The following is a 15374-nucleotide window of genomic DNA, read 5'->3' on the forward strand; positions in this document are numbered from 1 at the left end:
CGTTGAACTCCACCGACGCGCCGTGGGCCGCGCCGCGCGCAACCCGGCCCGTCGACGCACGCGTCGCGCTACCGGGCTCCAAGTCGTTGACCAACCGCGAGCTGGTGCTCGCCGCGCTGGCAGACGGCCCGGGCGTCGTACGCCGGGCGCTGCGGTCGCGCGACACCCAGCTGATGGCGACCGCCCTCACTGCGCTGGGCTCGCGCGTGGACACCCGGCGCGACGACTGGTCCGTGGCACCCGGCATCTCGAGTGACGACGGCCGTCCGGTGGCGGTCGACTGCGGCCTCGCCGGCACGGTGATGCGGTTCCTGCCGCCCGTCGCCGCGCTGCGTGCGGGTGACACCGCCTTCGACGGCGACCCGCACGCGCGCACCCGGCCGATGGCCGAGGTCCTGGGGGCGCTGCGCTCGCTCTGGGTCACCGTGGAGAGCCCGACCAACCAGTTGCCGTTCGTGATCGCGGGTTCCGGGCGGGTGCGCGGAGGACGCGTCGTCATCGACGCCTCGACGTCGAGCCAGTTCGTCTCCGCGCTGCTCCTCGCCGGGCCACGCTTCGAGGAGGGCATCGACGTCCGTCACGACGGCAAGCCGGTGCCGTCGCTGCCGCACATCGAGATGACCGTGGCGTGCCTGCGCGCGCGGGGAGTCGAGGTCGACGACAGCGTGCCGAACCGCTGGAGCGTCAAGCCCGGCCCGATCGCCGCCCACGACGTGACCATCGAGCCCGATCTCTCGAACGCCGCTCCGTTCCTGATGCTCGCGCTCACCAGCGGCGGCTCCGTGACGGTCCCGGACTGGCCCACCGAGACCACCCAGGCCGGCGACGCACTGCGCGACATCCTCGAGCGGATGGGCGCGGAGGTCACTCTCGACGAGAGCGGCCTCACCGTCCGCGGCAGCGCGCGCGATCCACGGCATCGACGTGGACCTGCACGACGCCGGTGAGCTCGCCCCGGCCGTCGCGGCCCTGGCCGCTCTGGCCGACTCGCCCTCGCACCTGCGCGGGATCGCCCACATCCGCGGCCACGAGACCGATCGGCTGGCCGCCCTTGCCGCGGAGCTGACCGCCCTGGGCGGGCAGGTCGTCGAGCGACCGGACGGTCTCTCGCTGCGTCCCGCTCCCCTGCACGGCGGCACGTTCCACACCTACGCGGACCACCGGATGGCCCAGGCTGCCGTCGTCATCGGGTCCGCGGTGCCGGACGTCGTGGTCGAGGACATCGAGACCACCTCGAAGACGTTCCCGGGCTTCGCCCGGGTCTGGGCGGGGCTGTTCCCGGCGTGACCGGCCGGTACGACGAGCACGACCCCGAGTCCTACGAACGCCCGCGCCGGCACACCCGGCCGCGAACCAAGGAGCGGCCGGCCTACGACGAGGCGGTGCCCGCACTGGTCGTGACGGTCGACCGCGGCCGGCTCACCTGCCTGCTCGAGGACGGCACCGTCGTGACGGCGATGAAGGCACGCCAGCTCGGCCGCAAGGCCGTCGTGGTCGGTGACCGGGTCCGGCTCGTGGGCGACACCACCGGCACGCTCGACACGCTCGCCCGGATCGTGCTGGTCGACGAGCGTGCGAACGTGCTCCGCCGGACCGCCGACGACAACGACCCGATCGAGCGGGTGATCGTGGCCAACGCCGACCAGCTCGTGATCGTGGCGGCGCTCGCCGACCCCGAGCCACGGCCGCGGTTGATCGACCGTGCACTCGTCGCGGCGTACGACGCCCGGATGCATCCGCTGCTGTGCCTGACCAAGGCCGACCTTGCGGACCCCGAGACGCTGGTCGGCATCTACCGCCCCCTCGGCGTCGACCACGTCGTGACCCAGCGCGGTGCCGACGTCTCGCAGGTGCGCGAGCGGCTGGTCGGTCGCACCAGCGTGCTCGTCGGGCACAGCGGCGTCGGCAAGTCCACCCTGGTCAACGCCCTGGTGCCGGATGCGGACCGCTCGACCGGCGTCGTGAACGCGGTGACCGGCCGCGGCCGGCACACGTCGACCAACGTGCTGATGCTTCCCCTGCCCGGCGCCGACGGTGTGCCGGACGGCTGGATCGTCGACACGCCCGGCATCCGGTCCTTCGGGCTGGCCCATGTCGACCCCAACCGACTGATCGAGGCCTTCCCGGACCTGCTCGACCTCACGGCCGACTGCCCGCGCGGGTGCACCCACGGCAGCGGCGAGCCGGAGTGCGGGCTCGACGAGGCGGTCGGCGCCGAGCGGGAGCGCGTGGAGTCGTTCCGGCGCCTGCTCGACAGCCGCGAGGCGACGGACTACTGAGTCATCGCCGGCGGATCCCGTCGGGCGATCAGCTCGCCGGAGCCCAGAGCGAGCGCGCTCCTGCGTCACCGGTGAGGTAGACGTAGACCAGGGCGGCAACGGCGACCCCGACGACGGCCACTCGCAGGCCGAGCACGAGGGCCGGACTCGCCGACAGGCGTGCGGCCCGGGTGGTCGCGGGGACCACCAGCGTCGCCAGCACGACGAGGACCGCCAGTGCGAGCACGAGCCAGACCAGCACGTTGGCGCGCTGCTGGTGGATGTCGAGCCACTTGTTGTGGAAGCCCTGGGCCGTGAGCTTGCTGAACAGGTTGCGACCGGTGATGCGGGCCGCCCAGCACGCGCCGGTGGCGATCACCGCGAGCACGGCGGTCGGCCAGCGGAGGAGTTCGCGCCATCGTCCGACCACGACGAACGCGATCGCCGACAGCGCAGCGAGCGGCGTGAACACCACTGCCGTGTGCACCACCAGCGGATGCAGCGGAACGCCGTGGAAGTCCATGTCTCACCCTTTCCGGGGTCGCCCGAGGCGGGCACCACCCTGCCCTACGGTCGCGCCCCCCGTCGGGTTCAGCGCACGGTCCGCGGCCACGATCCTCTGTCCGCATACCCTGTGGCCATGGCCCTTGACTTCACCGACGACCTCCGGCTCGCGCACGTGCTCGCCGATGACGCGGATGCGCTGAGCACGGCGCGGTTCAAGGCACTCGACCTGCACGTGATGACGAAGCCTGACCTGACCCCGGTGACCGACGCGGACCAGACGGTCGAGGAGGGCATCCGGCGCACCCTGTCGCGCGCACGGCCGCGCGACGCCGTGCTGGGCGAGGAGCAGGGCATCACGGGCCACGGCAGCAGGTGCTGGGTGGTCGACCCGATCGACGGCACCAAGAACTTCGTCCGCGGCGTACCGGTCTGGGCGACGCTGATCGGGCTCATGGTCGACGGCGAGGTCGTTGTCGGCGTCGTCTCCGCACCCCAGCTCAACCGCCGGTGGTGGGCGATGCGCGACGGCGGTGCGTGGACCGGCAAGTCACTGCTGCGCGCCAGCCAGTGCCAGGTCTCGGACGTGTCCCGCATCGAGGACGCGTCCCTGTCCTACTCCTCGCTCGGCGGCTGGGACGAGCACGGCCGCCTCGACGACTTCCTGGCGCTCTCGCGGCGCTGCTGGCGGACCCGCGCGTACGGCGACTTCTGGTCCTACATGCTGGTGGCGGAGGGGGCCGTCGACCTGGCCGCCGAGCCCGAGCTGGCGGTACACGACATGGCGGCCCTCGACATCATCGTCCGCGAGGCGGGTGGCGTCTTCACCTCGCTCGACGGCGAGCCCGGACCGTCCGGCGGCAACGCCCTGGCCAGCAACGGCAAGCTGCACGACCAGGCGCTGGCCTTCCTGGGCTCGGTCGACGACGCCTCGCGGCACGCCCAGCGCGGCGGAGGGTCGGTGCACGACCTGTCCGAGCGCCGGCGTCTGCTCGACGACGGCGTGCTCACCGACGAGTGAGCCTCAGCGCACTGCGAGCAGGTCGACCACGAAGATCAGCGTCTCGCCGGGCTTGATCACGCCGCCGGCACCGCGGTCGCCGTACCCGAGGTGCGGCGGGATCACCAGCCGGCGTCGTCCCGCCCACCTTCATGCCCTCGACGCCCTGGTCCCAGCCGGAGATCACCTGGCCGACGCCGAGGCGGAAGTCCAGCGGGGCGCCGCGGTTGTACGACGCGTCGAACTCCTCGCCGGTCGAGTGCGCGACGCCCACGTAGTGCACGGAGACGGTGCTGCCGCTGGTCGCGGCTTCACCGGTGCCCTCGGTGAGGTCCGTGATCTCGAGGTCGGCGGGCGGGGGGCCGTCGGGCGGGTCGATCTCGGGCTTGTCAGTCATGTCGACAGACCTTAGCCCGGCCAGGGAGGCGTCGCGAGACGTGGTGCATCCAAGGCGGAGGAGCGAAGGCGGCCTGGGTGCGAAGCGGCCGTCGAGCGACGGCAGGTGCCGCGTGTCGCGGCGCCTCAGGTCTGGTGGACGTAGGAGTCGAGCTGATCGCGCTCGAACTCGACCTGGTCGATGTAGGCCTTGACCACGTCGCCGATGCTGATCACGCCGACGAGCCGGCCGTCGTCGCAGACCGGCAGGTGGCGGAAGCGACCGTCGGTCATCGTCTTGCGCACCTCGTCGAGGCTGGCGGACGCCTCGCAGGTCTTCACCTCGGCAGTCATGATCTGGGCGACCGTGTCACCGAGCGCGCCCTCGTTGTCGTGGAACCGGCGGACGATGTCGCGCTCGCTCACGATGCCGTCGACGCTCGAGCCGTCGGCGCTGACCACGGCCGCGCCGATGTTGTGCTCGGCGAGCAGGGCCAGCAGGTCGCGAACGGTGGCCTCGGGGCGGATCGTGACGACGTCCTGGATGGCCTTGCCCGCGATGACTTCCCTGATCTTCATGGTTCGAATCTAGTGTCCGGACGATTCGATGCCAACGGTCTGCCCACCCACGGTCACGGTGTCGCCCGGGACGAGCTGACGGCCCCGTCGTGTCTCGACCGCGCCGTTGACCTCCACGAGCCCGCGGAGCAGGAGCTCCTTGGCCTCACCGCCGTCGTCGGCCAGGTCCGCCAGCTTGAGGAGCTGCCCGAGCCGGATGGACGCATCCCGGATCGGCACGAGCCGCACGTCGCCGGCCATCAGCCGACCGCCGTCGAGATCGCGTGGATGGCGACGCCGACCAGTCCGCCGACGATGGTGCCGTTGATCCGGATGAACTGGAGGTCGCGACCGACGTGCAGCTCGATCCGCTGCGCCGCCTCCTTGCCGTCCCAGCGCTCGACGGTGTGGGTGATCACGGCGGTCAGCTCACCGCCGTACCGTCGTACGGCGAACACCGCGGCGTCCGCGGCCCAGGTGTCCAGCCGCTGCCGCATCGCCTGGTCGGCCGCGAGACGATCGGCGAACGCCACCAGCTCACCGGTCGCACGCGCACGCAACGGTCCTTCGCCGTCGGCCAGCGCGTCGAGGAGAGCCCGCTTGGTCGCGTCGAACACCGCCATGCCGCTCGCCAGGAACTGCGGGTGCTCGAGCATCCGGGCCTTGAGCCGTTCCGCGCGCTCCTGGGTGTGCGGCGCGGAGAGAAGGTCGTCGGCCAGCTGCTCGAGCATGCTGTCGAGGGCCTTGCGGGCGCGGTGCTGGGGATCTGCGCGGATGTCGCCTAGCCAGCGGACCGCCTCGAGGTGCAGCCGCTCGGTCACCATGTCGTTGAGGCGGTCGGGAGCCCACCAGGGCGCTCGCTCCCCGACGACCTGGGAGAACGTCTCCTGGTTGTGCACCAGCCAGTGGTGACCCTCCTCGAGCGCGAGGTCGATCAGGCCGTGGTGGGCGTCGTCGCGGAGGATCTCGCGGAGCAGGTTGCCCGCGATCGGCGAGATCGGCTCGAGCACGAGTCGCGGGAGCAGCACCTCGGAGACGAGCGCCTCGACGTCGCTGTCGCGCAGCCGGTTGAGCCCGAGCGTGACCAGCGAGGAGCCTTCCGCGACCACACGACCTGCGTTCACCGGCTCACGCAGCCACTCCGCGATCCGTGCCGAGATCTGCGCCTCCACGAGCCGGTCGCGGATGACCGCTTCCTGGAGGAAGTTCTCCTGCACGAAGTCCTCGAGGCTCTTGCCGAACTCGTCCTTGCGCTTCGGGATCAGAGCCGTGTGCGGGATCGGCAGGCCGAGCGGGTGCTTGAAGAGCGCGGTGACCGCGAACCAGTCCGCGATCGCGCCGACCATGCTGGCCTCCGCGCCGGCGTTGACGTAGCCCCAGAACCCACCGTCGTGGAGCGTGAGCAGGTACACCACGGCGGCGAAGACCAGGAGCGAGACCGCCAGCGACCGCATCCGGCGCAGCCGGCGACGGCGCTCGGCGTCGGCCTCACCCTCGGGCAGCATCATCGACAGGGACATCGCTCAGCGACGCTACCGGACCTCGCGCGACGATTCGTGAGACACCTTCCCGCCGGTCCGGTGGCGGCCTACCCTCTGGCTGTGCGCAGTCCGCTGCGGACAGCCTCGATCGCAGGGGTGGCGGTCGCGCTCGTCCTCTCCCTCCCGACAGTGGCTGCTGCGCGCCCGCGTACGCCGGACCGGGGCCGATCGACCGGCTACACGCACGCCCAGGCCCGCGCAGTCCTCGAGCGGGTCCAGAGGGCGGTGACCCGGAAGCCCGCCGCCCGGCCGGCTCCCGCAACCGATCTCACGCTCCAGCTGCGGGACCTGCGCCGGGCGCTGCCGGCGCTCGACAGCGCCGAGCGGACCCTGGCCCTCGGGCTGATCGGCATGACGGTGCCGGGCCCGAGCGGGAGCTGTGCCGGCGTACTCCTCGGCCCCGCAGTGATCACGTCCGCGCACTTCTGCGTGCACTACTCGAACGGCAACACGGCCTGGGCGCAGACGACCTCGGACACGCTCGAGCACGTCTGGATCGTCGAGGTGGACGGACTGGGTTTCCGCGCACCTCTCCCCGACGCCGACGGGCTCTTCGACGTCTACCTCCAGGAGATCGGCAACCAGGGCTACTACGGGGCATGCGCACCGGCCCAGAGCTCCCGGCACTCCACGTCCTCGTGCGTGCTCGACGACGACTTCGACCCCGCTGAGTTCGGCGGCGCAGCGGCGATCAACTCCCTCAGCGTGACCGCGGCACACGAGTTCTTCCACGCCGTGCAGTTCGGCTACGACACCGACGAGGACACCTGGCTCATGGAGGGCTCGGCGGTGTGGGCCGAGGAGCAGGTGTACCCGCAGATCAACGACTACCTGCAGTACGTGCGGCTCAGCGCGATCACCCACCCCGAGACGTCCGAGGACTACGCCGGAGCCAACTCCTCCGACCTCTTCTACCGCTACGGGGCCGTGCTGTTCTGGAAGTTCCTGTCCGGCCAGCTCGGCGGTCCGGCGATCGTTCGGCGGGTGTGGGAGTACGCCGACGGCGACTACTACTCGCTGCAAGCGGTCGCGGCCGCCCTCGCCGAGCGCGGCTGGTCGTTCGGGCGCGCCTTCGCGCGGTTCGGCGTCTGGAACACGTTGCCGGCGACCTCCTACGACGACCGGGCGCTCTACCCGCCACCCGCGTGGTGGGAGGTCCAGGGGTTGAGCCGGCGGCACCGCACGACCGGCACCCAGTCCGTCGTACTCGATCACCTCGCGAACGCCGACATGCTCATCCAGCCCTCCGGACGGCTCCCCCGGCACACGAAGCTGCGCGTCAGGGTGGATGGCCCGGCACTCTCCGGCGTACCACAGGCGAGCGTGCAGGTGCGTCGCCGCAACGGCACCGTACGGGTCGTCGAGGTGCCCCTGGACGCCGCCGGCGACGGCGTCGTGCGAGTCAGGTTCGACCGCCGCACGGTCAGCTCGGTCGTCGTGACCCTGACGAATGCCAGCACGCGCATGACCGGTTGCGGCACCGACCCCGGCTACCTGTACTCCTGTGGCGGCCACAGCACCGACGACGGCCTCCGGTTCAGCGTGAGCGCGAAGGTCCGGCTCCCGGTGTCCTGAGGGGGCTCAGGCAGGGACCGAACGCGGGTGGTTGAGGAGTCGAGACCTCGAGTCCGTGGGTGGTTGGGTTCTTGGCAACGACGACGCAGTACGCCGCGGGGCTGGGCTGGGTGGTCGGGGCGGGATCGCAACCCCGGGTGGTCGAGCAGCGAGCTCGCGAGCGACCAGTCGAGACCTCGAGTCCGTGGGTGGTCGGGTTCTTGGCAGCGACGACGCAGTACGCCGCGGGGCTGGGCTGGGTGGTCGGGTGCGGTTCGGCTGCGTGGGTGGTTGAGGAGGTCGCGCAGCGACCGTCTCGAAACCCGGTGAACTGGGGCAGGGACCCGAGCACAGGTGGTCGAGCAGCGAGCTCGCGAGCGGCCAGTCGAGACCTGGTGAGGTCGGGCAGGTACCCGACCACGGGTGGTCGAGCAGCGAGCCTGCGAGCGATCAGACGAGACCTGGTGACGGCGGGCAGGGACCGAATCCCGGGTGGTCGAGCAGCGAGGCTGCGAGCGACCAGCCGAGACCTCGAGTCCATGGGTGGTCGGGTTCTTGGCAACGACGACGCAGTACGCCGCGGGGCTGGGCCTGGCGGTCGGGTGCGGTCGCAACCAGGTGGTCGAGCAGCGAGCCTGCGAGCGATCAGTCGAGACCCGGTGAGGTCGGGCAGGGACCCGACCACTGGTGGTCGAGCAGCGAGCCTGCGAGCGGCCGGTCGAGACCCGGTGAGATGCGGCAGAGACCCCACCAAGATTCTTCGAGAAAGTTCTCCGATTCCCATCCCGGCAAGGCGAAACCGGGCCGGTTCTGTCGGTGGCCACCCCTAGATTCATCACATGGACTCGGGCACCACCACTCTGGACGCAGCCGCCGTGCTGGGTGCTGCCCGAGCGTTCCGCACCCAGGCCAACACTGCCGAAGCCGGGGTGCTGGCCGCCGCGTTGGAGTGGGCCCACCTCCATGTCGTCGACGACCTGGATATGGCGGCGACCTGGGTGGTCGCCGAGGGCCGCGACACCGGGATCCCGATCGGCGGGGAAGGGTGCCCGTGGGTCTCGGAGTTCGCGGTCGGGGAGTTCGCCACCGCCCTGGGTCTGACCGACCGGTCCGGACGCGACCTGATCGCCTGTGCCCTCGAGCTGGCCCACCGGTTGCCGAAGACCTGGTTCCGGGTCCAGGAAGGCACCCTGGTGGCCTGGCGGGCCAAGCGGATCGCCGAAGCCACCCTGCACCTGAGTTTCGAGGCCGCCCAGTTCGTGGATGCCCAGCTGGCGCCGTTCGCGCACAAGACCGGACCGGTCCAGACCCAACGGTTGGTCGACCAGGCCATCGCCCGGTTCATGCCCGAGTTCGCCGCCGAAGAACGTGCCCGGGCTGCGGACCAGCGGTACTTCAGCATCGAGCACGACCAGGTCTCCTTCGCCGGCACCTCCCGGGTCCACGGAGAGCTGGACCTCGCCGACGCCCTGGACCTCGCCGACGCCGTCACCGCTGGTGCCCAACAGCTCGCCGACCTCGGCTCCACCGAACCCCTGGACGCCCGAAGAGCGGCCGCGGTCGGGATGATCGCCCGCGGGGAACACACGCTGCCGCTGGAGCCCGGCGGGCCAGCTGACGTGGTGCGGTCCGAGACCGGGCGGGTGATCCGGCCCCGGCGTCGCGGTGGCCGGGAGGTGGTGCTGTTCGTGCACCTCTCCGCCGACGCCCTGGCCACCGGTGACCCCAATACCCCGGTGCTGCTGGACAACGCCGGCGGACAGGTCCTCACCGCCGGGCAGGTCGCTGACTGGTGCGGGCGCCCCGAGACGTCCCGGATCGTCGTCAAACCCGTCATCGACCTCAACCAGCACCTCGAAACCGACGCCTACCGGGTCCCTGACCGGATCGCCGAACACGTCGAGCTACGCGACAACACGTGTGTGTTCCCGTGGTGCCAACGATCCGCCCGGTCCTGCGACAAGGACCACGTCATCGCCTACGACCCCGACGGGCCACCGGGCCAGACCAGCACCGAGAACCTCGCCCCGTTGTGCCGACGCCACCACCGGATGAAGACCCACGGCAACTGGACCTACACCATGCTCGAGCTCGGTGCCTACCTGTGGCGCTCCCCCTACGGATACACCTACCTCCGCGACACCACCGGCACCCAAGACCTCACCCCGGCCCCGGTCGACCCACCCCCACGACGAACCAGCTGACCCACACCCCGCCGGGACCCGGCGGGGCCACAGGCATGCGACAGCGGCCCTAGCCTTGCGTCCATGGACACTCCGGCCGAGATCGGCCTCAAGCGCTGGCACGAAGTCGTCGAGACGCGCGACCCGGGCCTGCTCCCCGGCTGTATCGCCGCGGACGCGGTCTTCCACTCGCCGGCGGTGCACAAGCCGCAGGAGGGCCGTGACATGGTCGCGGCGTACCTCACCGGCGCGCTCGCGGTGCTCGGGCCCGAGGTGATCTACCACGACGAGTGGGCGCGCGATCGCGACGCGGTCCTGCGCTTCACGAGCACCGTCGACGGGCGAGAGGTCGAAGGCATCGACCTGATCCGCTGGGACGACGACGGCCTGATCGTCGAGTTCACGGTGATGATCAGGCCGATCAGGGCGCTCGAAGCGGTGATGGCACGCATGCGCGAGGAGCTCGAGAAGCTCGCCGGCTAACCGACCCAGAAGCCGCGATCGCCGCCGAACCAGCCACCGAACTCGTCCGCGTACGACGACCCGGTGCCGCCGCCTCGCGAGCCCAGGTAGCTGCCCACCACCGCGGCCCCGAGGTCGTCGAGCTCGGGCGCCACGACCCGGCCGTCCACGCGGCGCGCCATCGAGTCGACGAACCGCGCCAGCCCGGGGTCGTCGCCGAGCCGGAAGAAAGTGGTCTGGGCACCGAGCCGGCCCGCGTTGTCGAGCTCCTTGACGCTGTAGGCGATCGTCAGCGGATGCGGCGGGTAGGAGAAGTACACCTCACCGTCGGGCTCGAGGTGCGACGTCGGCTCACCGTCGGTGACGACCAGCAGCACCGGCTGCGCGTTCGGGTGCTTGCGAAAGTGCCGGTTCGCCAGGAGCAGCGCGTGGTGCAGGTTGGTGCCCTTCGCCCACATCGCGTCGAGAGCGGTGAGCTGCTCGATCTCCATCACCTCGGCGTACCGGCCGAAGCCGATCAGCTGGAGGTGATCCCCGCGGAAGCGCGTGCTGATCAGCTGGTGCAGCGCGAGGGCGGTGCGCTTCATCGGCACCCAGCGCCCGTCCATCGCCATCGAGAACGAGGTGTCCACCAGCAGCGCGACGGCAGCCTGGGTGCGGGCCTCGGTCTCCTGGACCTCGACGTCGTCGATCTGGAGCCGCACCACAGGTCTCGACTGATCGCTCGCAAGCTCGCTGCTCGACCACCCCGGGGCGGAGGCCTCCCTCACGACGGCGTTCATGATCGTCCGCGGCACGTCCCACGGCTCGGTGTCGCCGAACGCCCACTCGCGGGTGGCACCTGACCGCTCGCCCGCCGCGCCTGCCGTCCGCAGGTCGCGCTGGCCCTGCCGGCCCGACAGCCGGTTGGCGACGTCGCGGAGCAGCGCCTTGCCGAGCTGGCGCATCGCCTTCGGCGACAGCCGCAGCTGTCCGTCCGAGGTGCGCTTGAGGTAGCCGGAGTCGCGCAGCGCACGCTCCAACTGCTGCAGCGTGCGTGCGCTGACCGCCGCGTCGTCCCCGAGCTGCCGGGTCAGCGCGTCGAGGTCGACGTCGTCCATCCGCGCGCCCTGGTAGGACTGCGAGAGCTGGTCGGAGAGCGCGTCGAGCTCGGCCAGGTCCTGGAAGACGCCGGTGGCGTCGCCGAGACCGAGACCCTGCTCGCCGCCGAACTCCTCCGAGCTGCCCCAGTCCTCGCCCGGTCGCAGCGCCTGCAGGTTGGAGTCCAGACGACTCAGCGAGTCCATCAGCTCGGGGCTGCCGAAGGCCTGCGCGGACAGGGCCATCAGCTCCTCGCGCTGCTCGGGCGTCATCGAGTTCAGCATCCGCTGCGCCGCCGCCGAACGCTGCGCGAGCGCATCGAGGAGCTCGTCGATGTTCTGGGGGTTCTCCGGGAAGAACTCGCCGTGCTGGTCCATGAAGTCTTCGAAGTCCTGCTGCGTGTCCTCACCCAGCCGGTGCTTCTCGAGCAGCCCGTTGAGGTCGCCGAGCATCTCGTTGATGGCGGCGCGGTCCTCGTCGGTGGCGTTCTCCATCGCCTGCTTCATGCCCGCGAACCGCTGGTCGAGCAGCTCACGGCCGAGGAGGTCCTTGATCTGCTCGTACGTCGCGCGCGCCTCGTCGCTCTGCCAGTCGTAGGAGGCGAGCTCGCTCACCGCGGCGGCTGTCGAGGAGGGCAGGTTGTCGAGCTGGACCTCGCGGAACGTGCGGTCGGCGTCGTCCAGGTCGACGTCGCGTGCCAGCTGCTTGCGCTCCTCGAGGACGGCCCGGTCGAGCAGCTCGCGCACCTCCTGCAGGGTGCCGTCGAGCTGGTGGCGCTGCAGCAGCTCCTGGCGCTTGCGCGCGACCCGCCGGGCGAGCTCGTCGAGGCCGTCCTGGTCGCGGCCGCCGCGGCGCAGGAACTCCTGCATCGCACGCTCCGGGGAGTATCCCGCCATCACGTCCTCGCCGATGTGCTCGAGCGCCTCGGCGAGGTCCACCGGCGGGGCGAGCGGATCCGGCCCACCGGCGTAACGGCGGTACGTCGACCGGTGCCGATCGCGGTCAGCCACCGTAGACCGCTTCTCCTCCGTCGGTCTCCTTGGCGACCTTCCGGGCGAGGTAGAGACCTTCGAGGGCGAGCTCGATCGCGCCGGCGCGCTCTCCGTCGTTGGTGGCGTCGAGCCGGTCGCAGATGTCGTCGTACAGCTCGGACTCCCCCAGCACGGGCAGGCCGGCGAGGAAGTCCCGCGCACTGACCTGCTCGCCGGTCGTCACCATCGCGCCCGACTCCAGCGCCTCGACCAGGAGACCCATGTCGAGCCCGGCCAGCCGCGCTCGCACGACCTCCGCGGTCGCGAGCCGGAGCAGGTGGGTGAGGATCTCCTCCTCGCGTCCCTCCTCACCGGTCTCGAACTCGATCTTGCCGCCGAGCACGTCCACGGCCGTCTGCAGGTCGACGACGCGCGCGACCGCCTCGTCCTCGCCCTGGGCCGTCGCGCGGTGCAGAGCCGCGGCCGCGATCGTCTCGGCGCCGGCGATGGCGAAGCGCGCGCTGACGCCCGAGCGCTGGTCGACCGACTGGCTCTGCCGCAGGCCCCGGGTGAAGCGGGCCAGGACCTCCACGAGGTGGTCCGGTACGTCGGCGACGAGCTGGGCCTCCTGGCGGATCACCGCGATCTCGTCGTCGATCTCGATCGGGTAGTGGGTGCGGATCTCCGCGCCGAAGCGGTCCTTGAGCGGGGTGATGATCCGGCCGCGGTTGGTGTAGTCCTCGGGGTTGGCGCTCGCCACGACCAGCACGTCGAGCGGCAGCCGCAGGACATAGCCGCGGATCTGGATGTCGCGCTCCTCCATCACGTTGAGCATCGCGACCTGGATCCGCTCGGCGAGGTCGGGCAGCTCGTTGATCGCGACGATGCCGCGGTGGCTGCGCGGGATCAGCCCGAAGTGGATGGTCTCCGGGTCGCCCAGCGAGCGGCCCTCGGCGACCTTCATCGGGTCGACGTCGCCGATCAGGTCGGCCACGCTGGTGTCCGGGGTCGCCAGCTTCTCGGCGTACCGCTCGTCGCGGTGCCGCCACGCGACCGGGAGGTCGTCGCCCTCCTCGGCCGCCCGCCTCTGCGAGACATGGGTGACCGGCTCGAAGGGATGCTCGCCGAGCGCCGAGCCCGCGATGACCGGGGTCCACTCGTCGAGGAGGCCGACCAGGGTGCGCAGCAGCCGGGTCTTGCCCTGGCCACGCTCGCCGAGCAGGACGACGTCGTGCCCGGCGAGGAGCGCGCGCTCGAGCTGCGGGATCACGGTCGCCTCGAAGCCGTGCAGGCCGGGCCAGGGATCACGACCCTCGCGAAGCGCGGCGAGGAGGTTGCCCCGCAGCTCCTCGCGCAGGGACTTCTGGACGTGGCCGGAGGCACGCAGCCCTCCGACGGTGGTGGGGGCGGGAGGAGAGGTTCGACTCACAGCTCGAGGCTACTCGGCGTCCTCAATCGGCTTTCTGCTCGCGATCAGCAGCCGGAAGCCTCGATGGTCATCGAGCTGCTGCTCCCTGACGTCGAGCCCCGCCGCCTCCAGGCCGGCCACCAGGTCCGCGACGGGGCGGAGCCGGAAGACGGGCGTCGAGACGACCGCGTCGCGGGCCATCGACTCGGGGTCGCCGACGCCGACGACCGCACGGCCGGCCGGCCTGAGGACTCGCGCGATCTCGGCGAACGCCGTGTCCAGCTCGTCGACGAAGTACAGCGTGTTGAGCGTGATCAGGCCGTCGACCTGGCCGGCCTCGAGCGGCAGCCCGCCCAGCGTGCCCTTCGACAGTGAGAGTCGTCCGGCCGCGAGCTCGGCCTCGTGACGGCGACGGGCCGCAGCGAGCATCGTGTCGGACAGCTCGACGCCGTGCACCCGCCCGTCGGGCCCGACCCGGTCGAGCAGGAGCTGGAGCCCGAGGCCGCCACCGAAGCCGATGTCGGCGCCGACCTGTCCGGGGCGCAGCCCGGTTGCCTCGACCGCCGCGGCGATCGCCGTGCTGTTGCCGCGGTTCAGTCCGCGGGCGACGATCCGCCCGCGAAAGCCTTCCGGACGGCTCAGCTGGCGTGCCAGCCCGGCGCGGAACGCCTCACGAAGACCCATGGGTCGACCGTAGGCCCTAGCCGACGCGAAGGTGCCGGTAGCGCGACGTACCGGCGAGGAGGCCGGCGCCTCTTCCGACCAGCGCGTAGATCCGCTTCCGTCCGGTCGAGGACAACCGGATCACCAGCCGGTAGCTGCCGTCGGCCAGGACGACCCCACGCGCCAGCCGCTTCGGCGCCGGCGTGCCGGACGGGTAGGCGATGTCGCACCAGCACGGGCGGATCCCGGTCCAGACGGAGATCCGGCGGCCGGCTCTGTTCGGGAGGGTCTGCCCACGGACAACGACACGCTGGCCCACGCGGGGCGTGCGGTCGGACACCCGGATCGTCGTCCGGGGACTGACCGGCACCTCCCACACGGCCGATGAGCTGGCCGCTCGAGTCGAGTCGCCGGCGTAGTCCCACCTGAAGGCGGTGTTCTGCCAGAGCGGCGGCGTGGACAGGCTGAAGACGCCGTCCGGGGCGGAGACCGCGGTGCCGACATCGGTGAAGGTCGTGGATCCGTACGGCTGCATCATCAGGTGGACGGACGCGCCGGGGACCTCCGCGCCCGAGTCCGTGATCAGACCCCGGACGAACGTGGACTGCCCTGCCGTGAGCGGCGGTCCGCCGACGACCAGCAGCGTCACCACGGATGTCGGCTCGAGCGTCGCGACGGCGCCGGCGGGCGCACCGGATCCGACCAGGACCGCCGCGAGCACGACGGCACACCAGGCACGAGCTGGACTCACGGCGTCCCCCACTGTCGTTGCGTAGCCCGAGGCTAGGGGTCGAGCCGGCCGCCCGGGAATGGCCCA

Annotated in this window: 13 protein-coding genes and 2 pseudogenes; 6 read left to right on the forward strand and 9 right to left on the reverse strand. The window is 71.4% G+C overall.

Translation table 11 applies throughout. The features are described from left to right. The first annotated feature begins 2 nt into the window (after positions 1-2). Both aroA and rsgA read left to right on the forward strand, forming a co-directional pair. Positions 3-1287, forward strand: a pseudogene (gene aroA, locus ACVW00_RS14885) (3-phosphoshikimate 1-carboxyvinyltransferase). After that, positions 1284-2279, forward strand: coding sequence for a ribosome small subunit-dependent GTPase A (gene rsgA, locus ACVW00_RS14890; RefSeq protein WP_457111678.1), 996 nt, complete (start codon positions 1284-1286; stop codon positions 2277-2279). The pseudogene aroA and the gene rsgA overlap by 4 nt, the downstream one beginning before the upstream one ends. Positions 2280-2307: 28 nt before the next feature. Here rsgA and ACVW00_RS14895 read toward each other — a convergent pair whose 3' ends face one another. Next, complete coding sequence (locus ACVW00_RS14895) at positions 2308-2781, reverse strand: DUF2231 domain-containing protein (RefSeq protein ID WP_457111679.1); 474 nt, start codon at positions 2779-2781, stop codon at positions 2308-2310. 117 nt (positions 2782-2898) lie between these two features. Between ACVW00_RS14895 and hisN the strand changes: the two genes are divergently transcribed. Then, a complete protein-coding gene (gene hisN / locus ACVW00_RS14900) occupies positions 2899-3783 on the forward strand; it encodes a histidinol-phosphatase (RefSeq protein WP_457111680.1) in 885 nt (294 codons plus the stop codon). A 3-nt stretch (positions 3784-3786) separates the two neighbouring features. Here hisN and ACVW00_RS14905 read toward each other — a convergent pair. The 4 genes and pseudogenes from ACVW00_RS14905 to ACVW00_RS14920 form a co-directional block, all read right to left on the reverse strand. Then, positions 3787-4159, reverse strand: a pseudogene (locus ACVW00_RS14905) (FKBP-type peptidyl-prolyl cis-trans isomerase). Positions 4160-4284: 125 nt separating this feature from the next. Continuing rightward, on the reverse strand, positions 4285-4716 hold the full coding sequence (locus tag ACVW00_RS14910) for a CBS domain-containing protein (RefSeq protein WP_457111681.1): 432 nt from the start codon (positions 4714-4716) through the stop codon (positions 4285-4287). Between the two features lie 9 nt (positions 4717-4725). Then, positions 4726-4956: an RNA-binding S4 domain-containing protein gene (locus ACVW00_RS14915; protein ID WP_457111682.1), complete on the reverse strand. Its 231-nt coding sequence runs from the start codon at positions 4954-4956 to the stop codon at positions 4726-4728. Next, a complete protein-coding gene (locus tag ACVW00_RS14920) occupies positions 4956-6215 on the reverse strand; it encodes a DUF445 domain-containing protein (protein ID WP_457111683.1) in 1260 nt (419 codons plus the stop codon). Before ACVW00_RS14920 ends, ACVW00_RS14915 begins: the two co-directional genes overlap by 1 nt. 81 nt (positions 6216-6296) lie before the next feature. On the opposite strand from ACVW00_RS14920, the gene ACVW00_RS14925 reads away from it, so the two are divergent. The 3 genes from ACVW00_RS14925 to ACVW00_RS14935 all read left to right on the forward strand — a co-directional run bounded on the left by ACVW00_RS14925 (position 6297) and on the right by ACVW00_RS14935 (position 10456). Next, positions 6297-7811: an MXAN_6640 family putative metalloprotease gene (locus ACVW00_RS14925; RefSeq protein ID WP_457111684.1), complete on the forward strand. Its 1515-nt coding sequence runs from the start codon at positions 6297-6299 to the stop codon at positions 7809-7811. An 818-nt stretch (positions 7812-8629) separates the two neighbouring features. After that, positions 8630-9994, forward strand: coding sequence for an HNH endonuclease signature motif containing protein (locus tag ACVW00_RS14930; RefSeq protein ID WP_457111685.1), 1365 nt, complete (start codon positions 8630-8632; stop codon positions 9992-9994). Positions 9995-10057: 63 nt separating this feature from the next. Then, complete coding sequence (locus ACVW00_RS14935; protein WP_457111686.1) at positions 10058-10456, forward strand: nuclear transport factor 2 family protein; 399 nt, start codon at positions 10058-10060, stop codon at positions 10454-10456. On the opposite strand, the gene ACVW00_RS14940 is transcribed toward ACVW00_RS14935, so the two are convergent. From ACVW00_RS14940 to ACVW00_RS14955, 4 genes are read right to left on the reverse strand one after another with little or no spacing between them, the layout of a single operon-like run. Next, on the reverse strand, positions 10453-12525 hold the full coding sequence (locus tag ACVW00_RS14940; protein ID WP_457111687.1) for a VWA domain-containing protein: 2073 nt from the start codon (positions 12523-12525) through the stop codon (positions 10453-10455). The two genes, ACVW00_RS14935 and ACVW00_RS14940, sit on opposite strands and share 4 nt — an antisense overlap. Then, positions 12518-13915: a magnesium chelatase gene (locus tag ACVW00_RS14945; RefSeq protein WP_457111688.1), complete on the reverse strand. Its 1398-nt coding sequence runs from the start codon at positions 13913-13915 to the stop codon at positions 12518-12520. The genes ACVW00_RS14940 and ACVW00_RS14945 overlap by 8 nt, the downstream gene beginning before the upstream one ends. Before the next feature lie 9 nt (positions 13916-13924). Further along, entirely contained in the window at positions 13925-14578 is a 654-nt protein-coding gene (locus tag ACVW00_RS14950) for a methyltransferase domain-containing protein (RefSeq protein ID WP_457111689.1), read from the reverse strand. 16 nt (positions 14579-14594) lie between these two features. Then, a complete protein-coding gene (locus ACVW00_RS14955) occupies positions 14595-15308 on the reverse strand; it encodes a hypothetical protein (RefSeq protein ID WP_457111690.1) in 714 nt (237 codons plus the stop codon). Between the last annotated feature and the right edge of the window lie 66 nt (positions 15309-15374).

Source organism: Marmoricola sp. URHA0025 HA25, assembly GCF_054059435.1.

What these genes read in the sequence shown, in the direction of transcription:
- ACVW00_RS14895 (WP_457111679.1), bottom strand. Translation starts at nt 2,781, where the DNA reads ATGGACTTCCACGGCGTTCCGCTGCATCCGCTGGTGGTGCACACGGCA.
- hisN (WP_457111680.1), top strand. Translation starts at nt 2,899, where the DNA reads ATGGCCCTTGACTTCACCGACGACCTCCGGCTCGCGCACGTGCTCGCC.
- ACVW00_RS14910 (WP_457111681.1), bottom strand. Translation starts at nt 4,716, where the DNA reads ATGAAGATCAGGGAAGTCATCGCGGGCAAGGCCATCCAGGACGTCGTC.
- ACVW00_RS14915 (WP_457111682.1), bottom strand. Translation starts at nt 4,956, where the DNA reads ATGGCCGGCGACGTGCGGCTCGTGCCGATCCGGGATGCGTCCATCCGG.
- ACVW00_RS14920 (WP_457111683.1), bottom strand. Translation starts at nt 6,215, where the DNA reads ATGTCCCTGTCGATGATGCTGCCCGAGGGTGAGGCCGACGCCGAGCGC.
- ACVW00_RS14930 (WP_457111685.1), top strand. Translation starts at nt 8,630, where the DNA reads ATGGACTCGGGCACCACCACTCTGGACGCAGCCGCCGTGCTGGGTGCT.
- ACVW00_RS14935 (WP_457111686.1), top strand. Translation starts at nt 10,058, where the DNA reads ATGGACACTCCGGCCGAGATCGGCCTCAAGCGCTGGCACGAAGTCGTC.
- ACVW00_RS14950 (WP_457111689.1), bottom strand. Translation starts at nt 14,578, where the DNA reads ATGGGTCTTCGTGAGGCGTTCCGCGCCGGGCTGGCACGCCAGCTGAGC.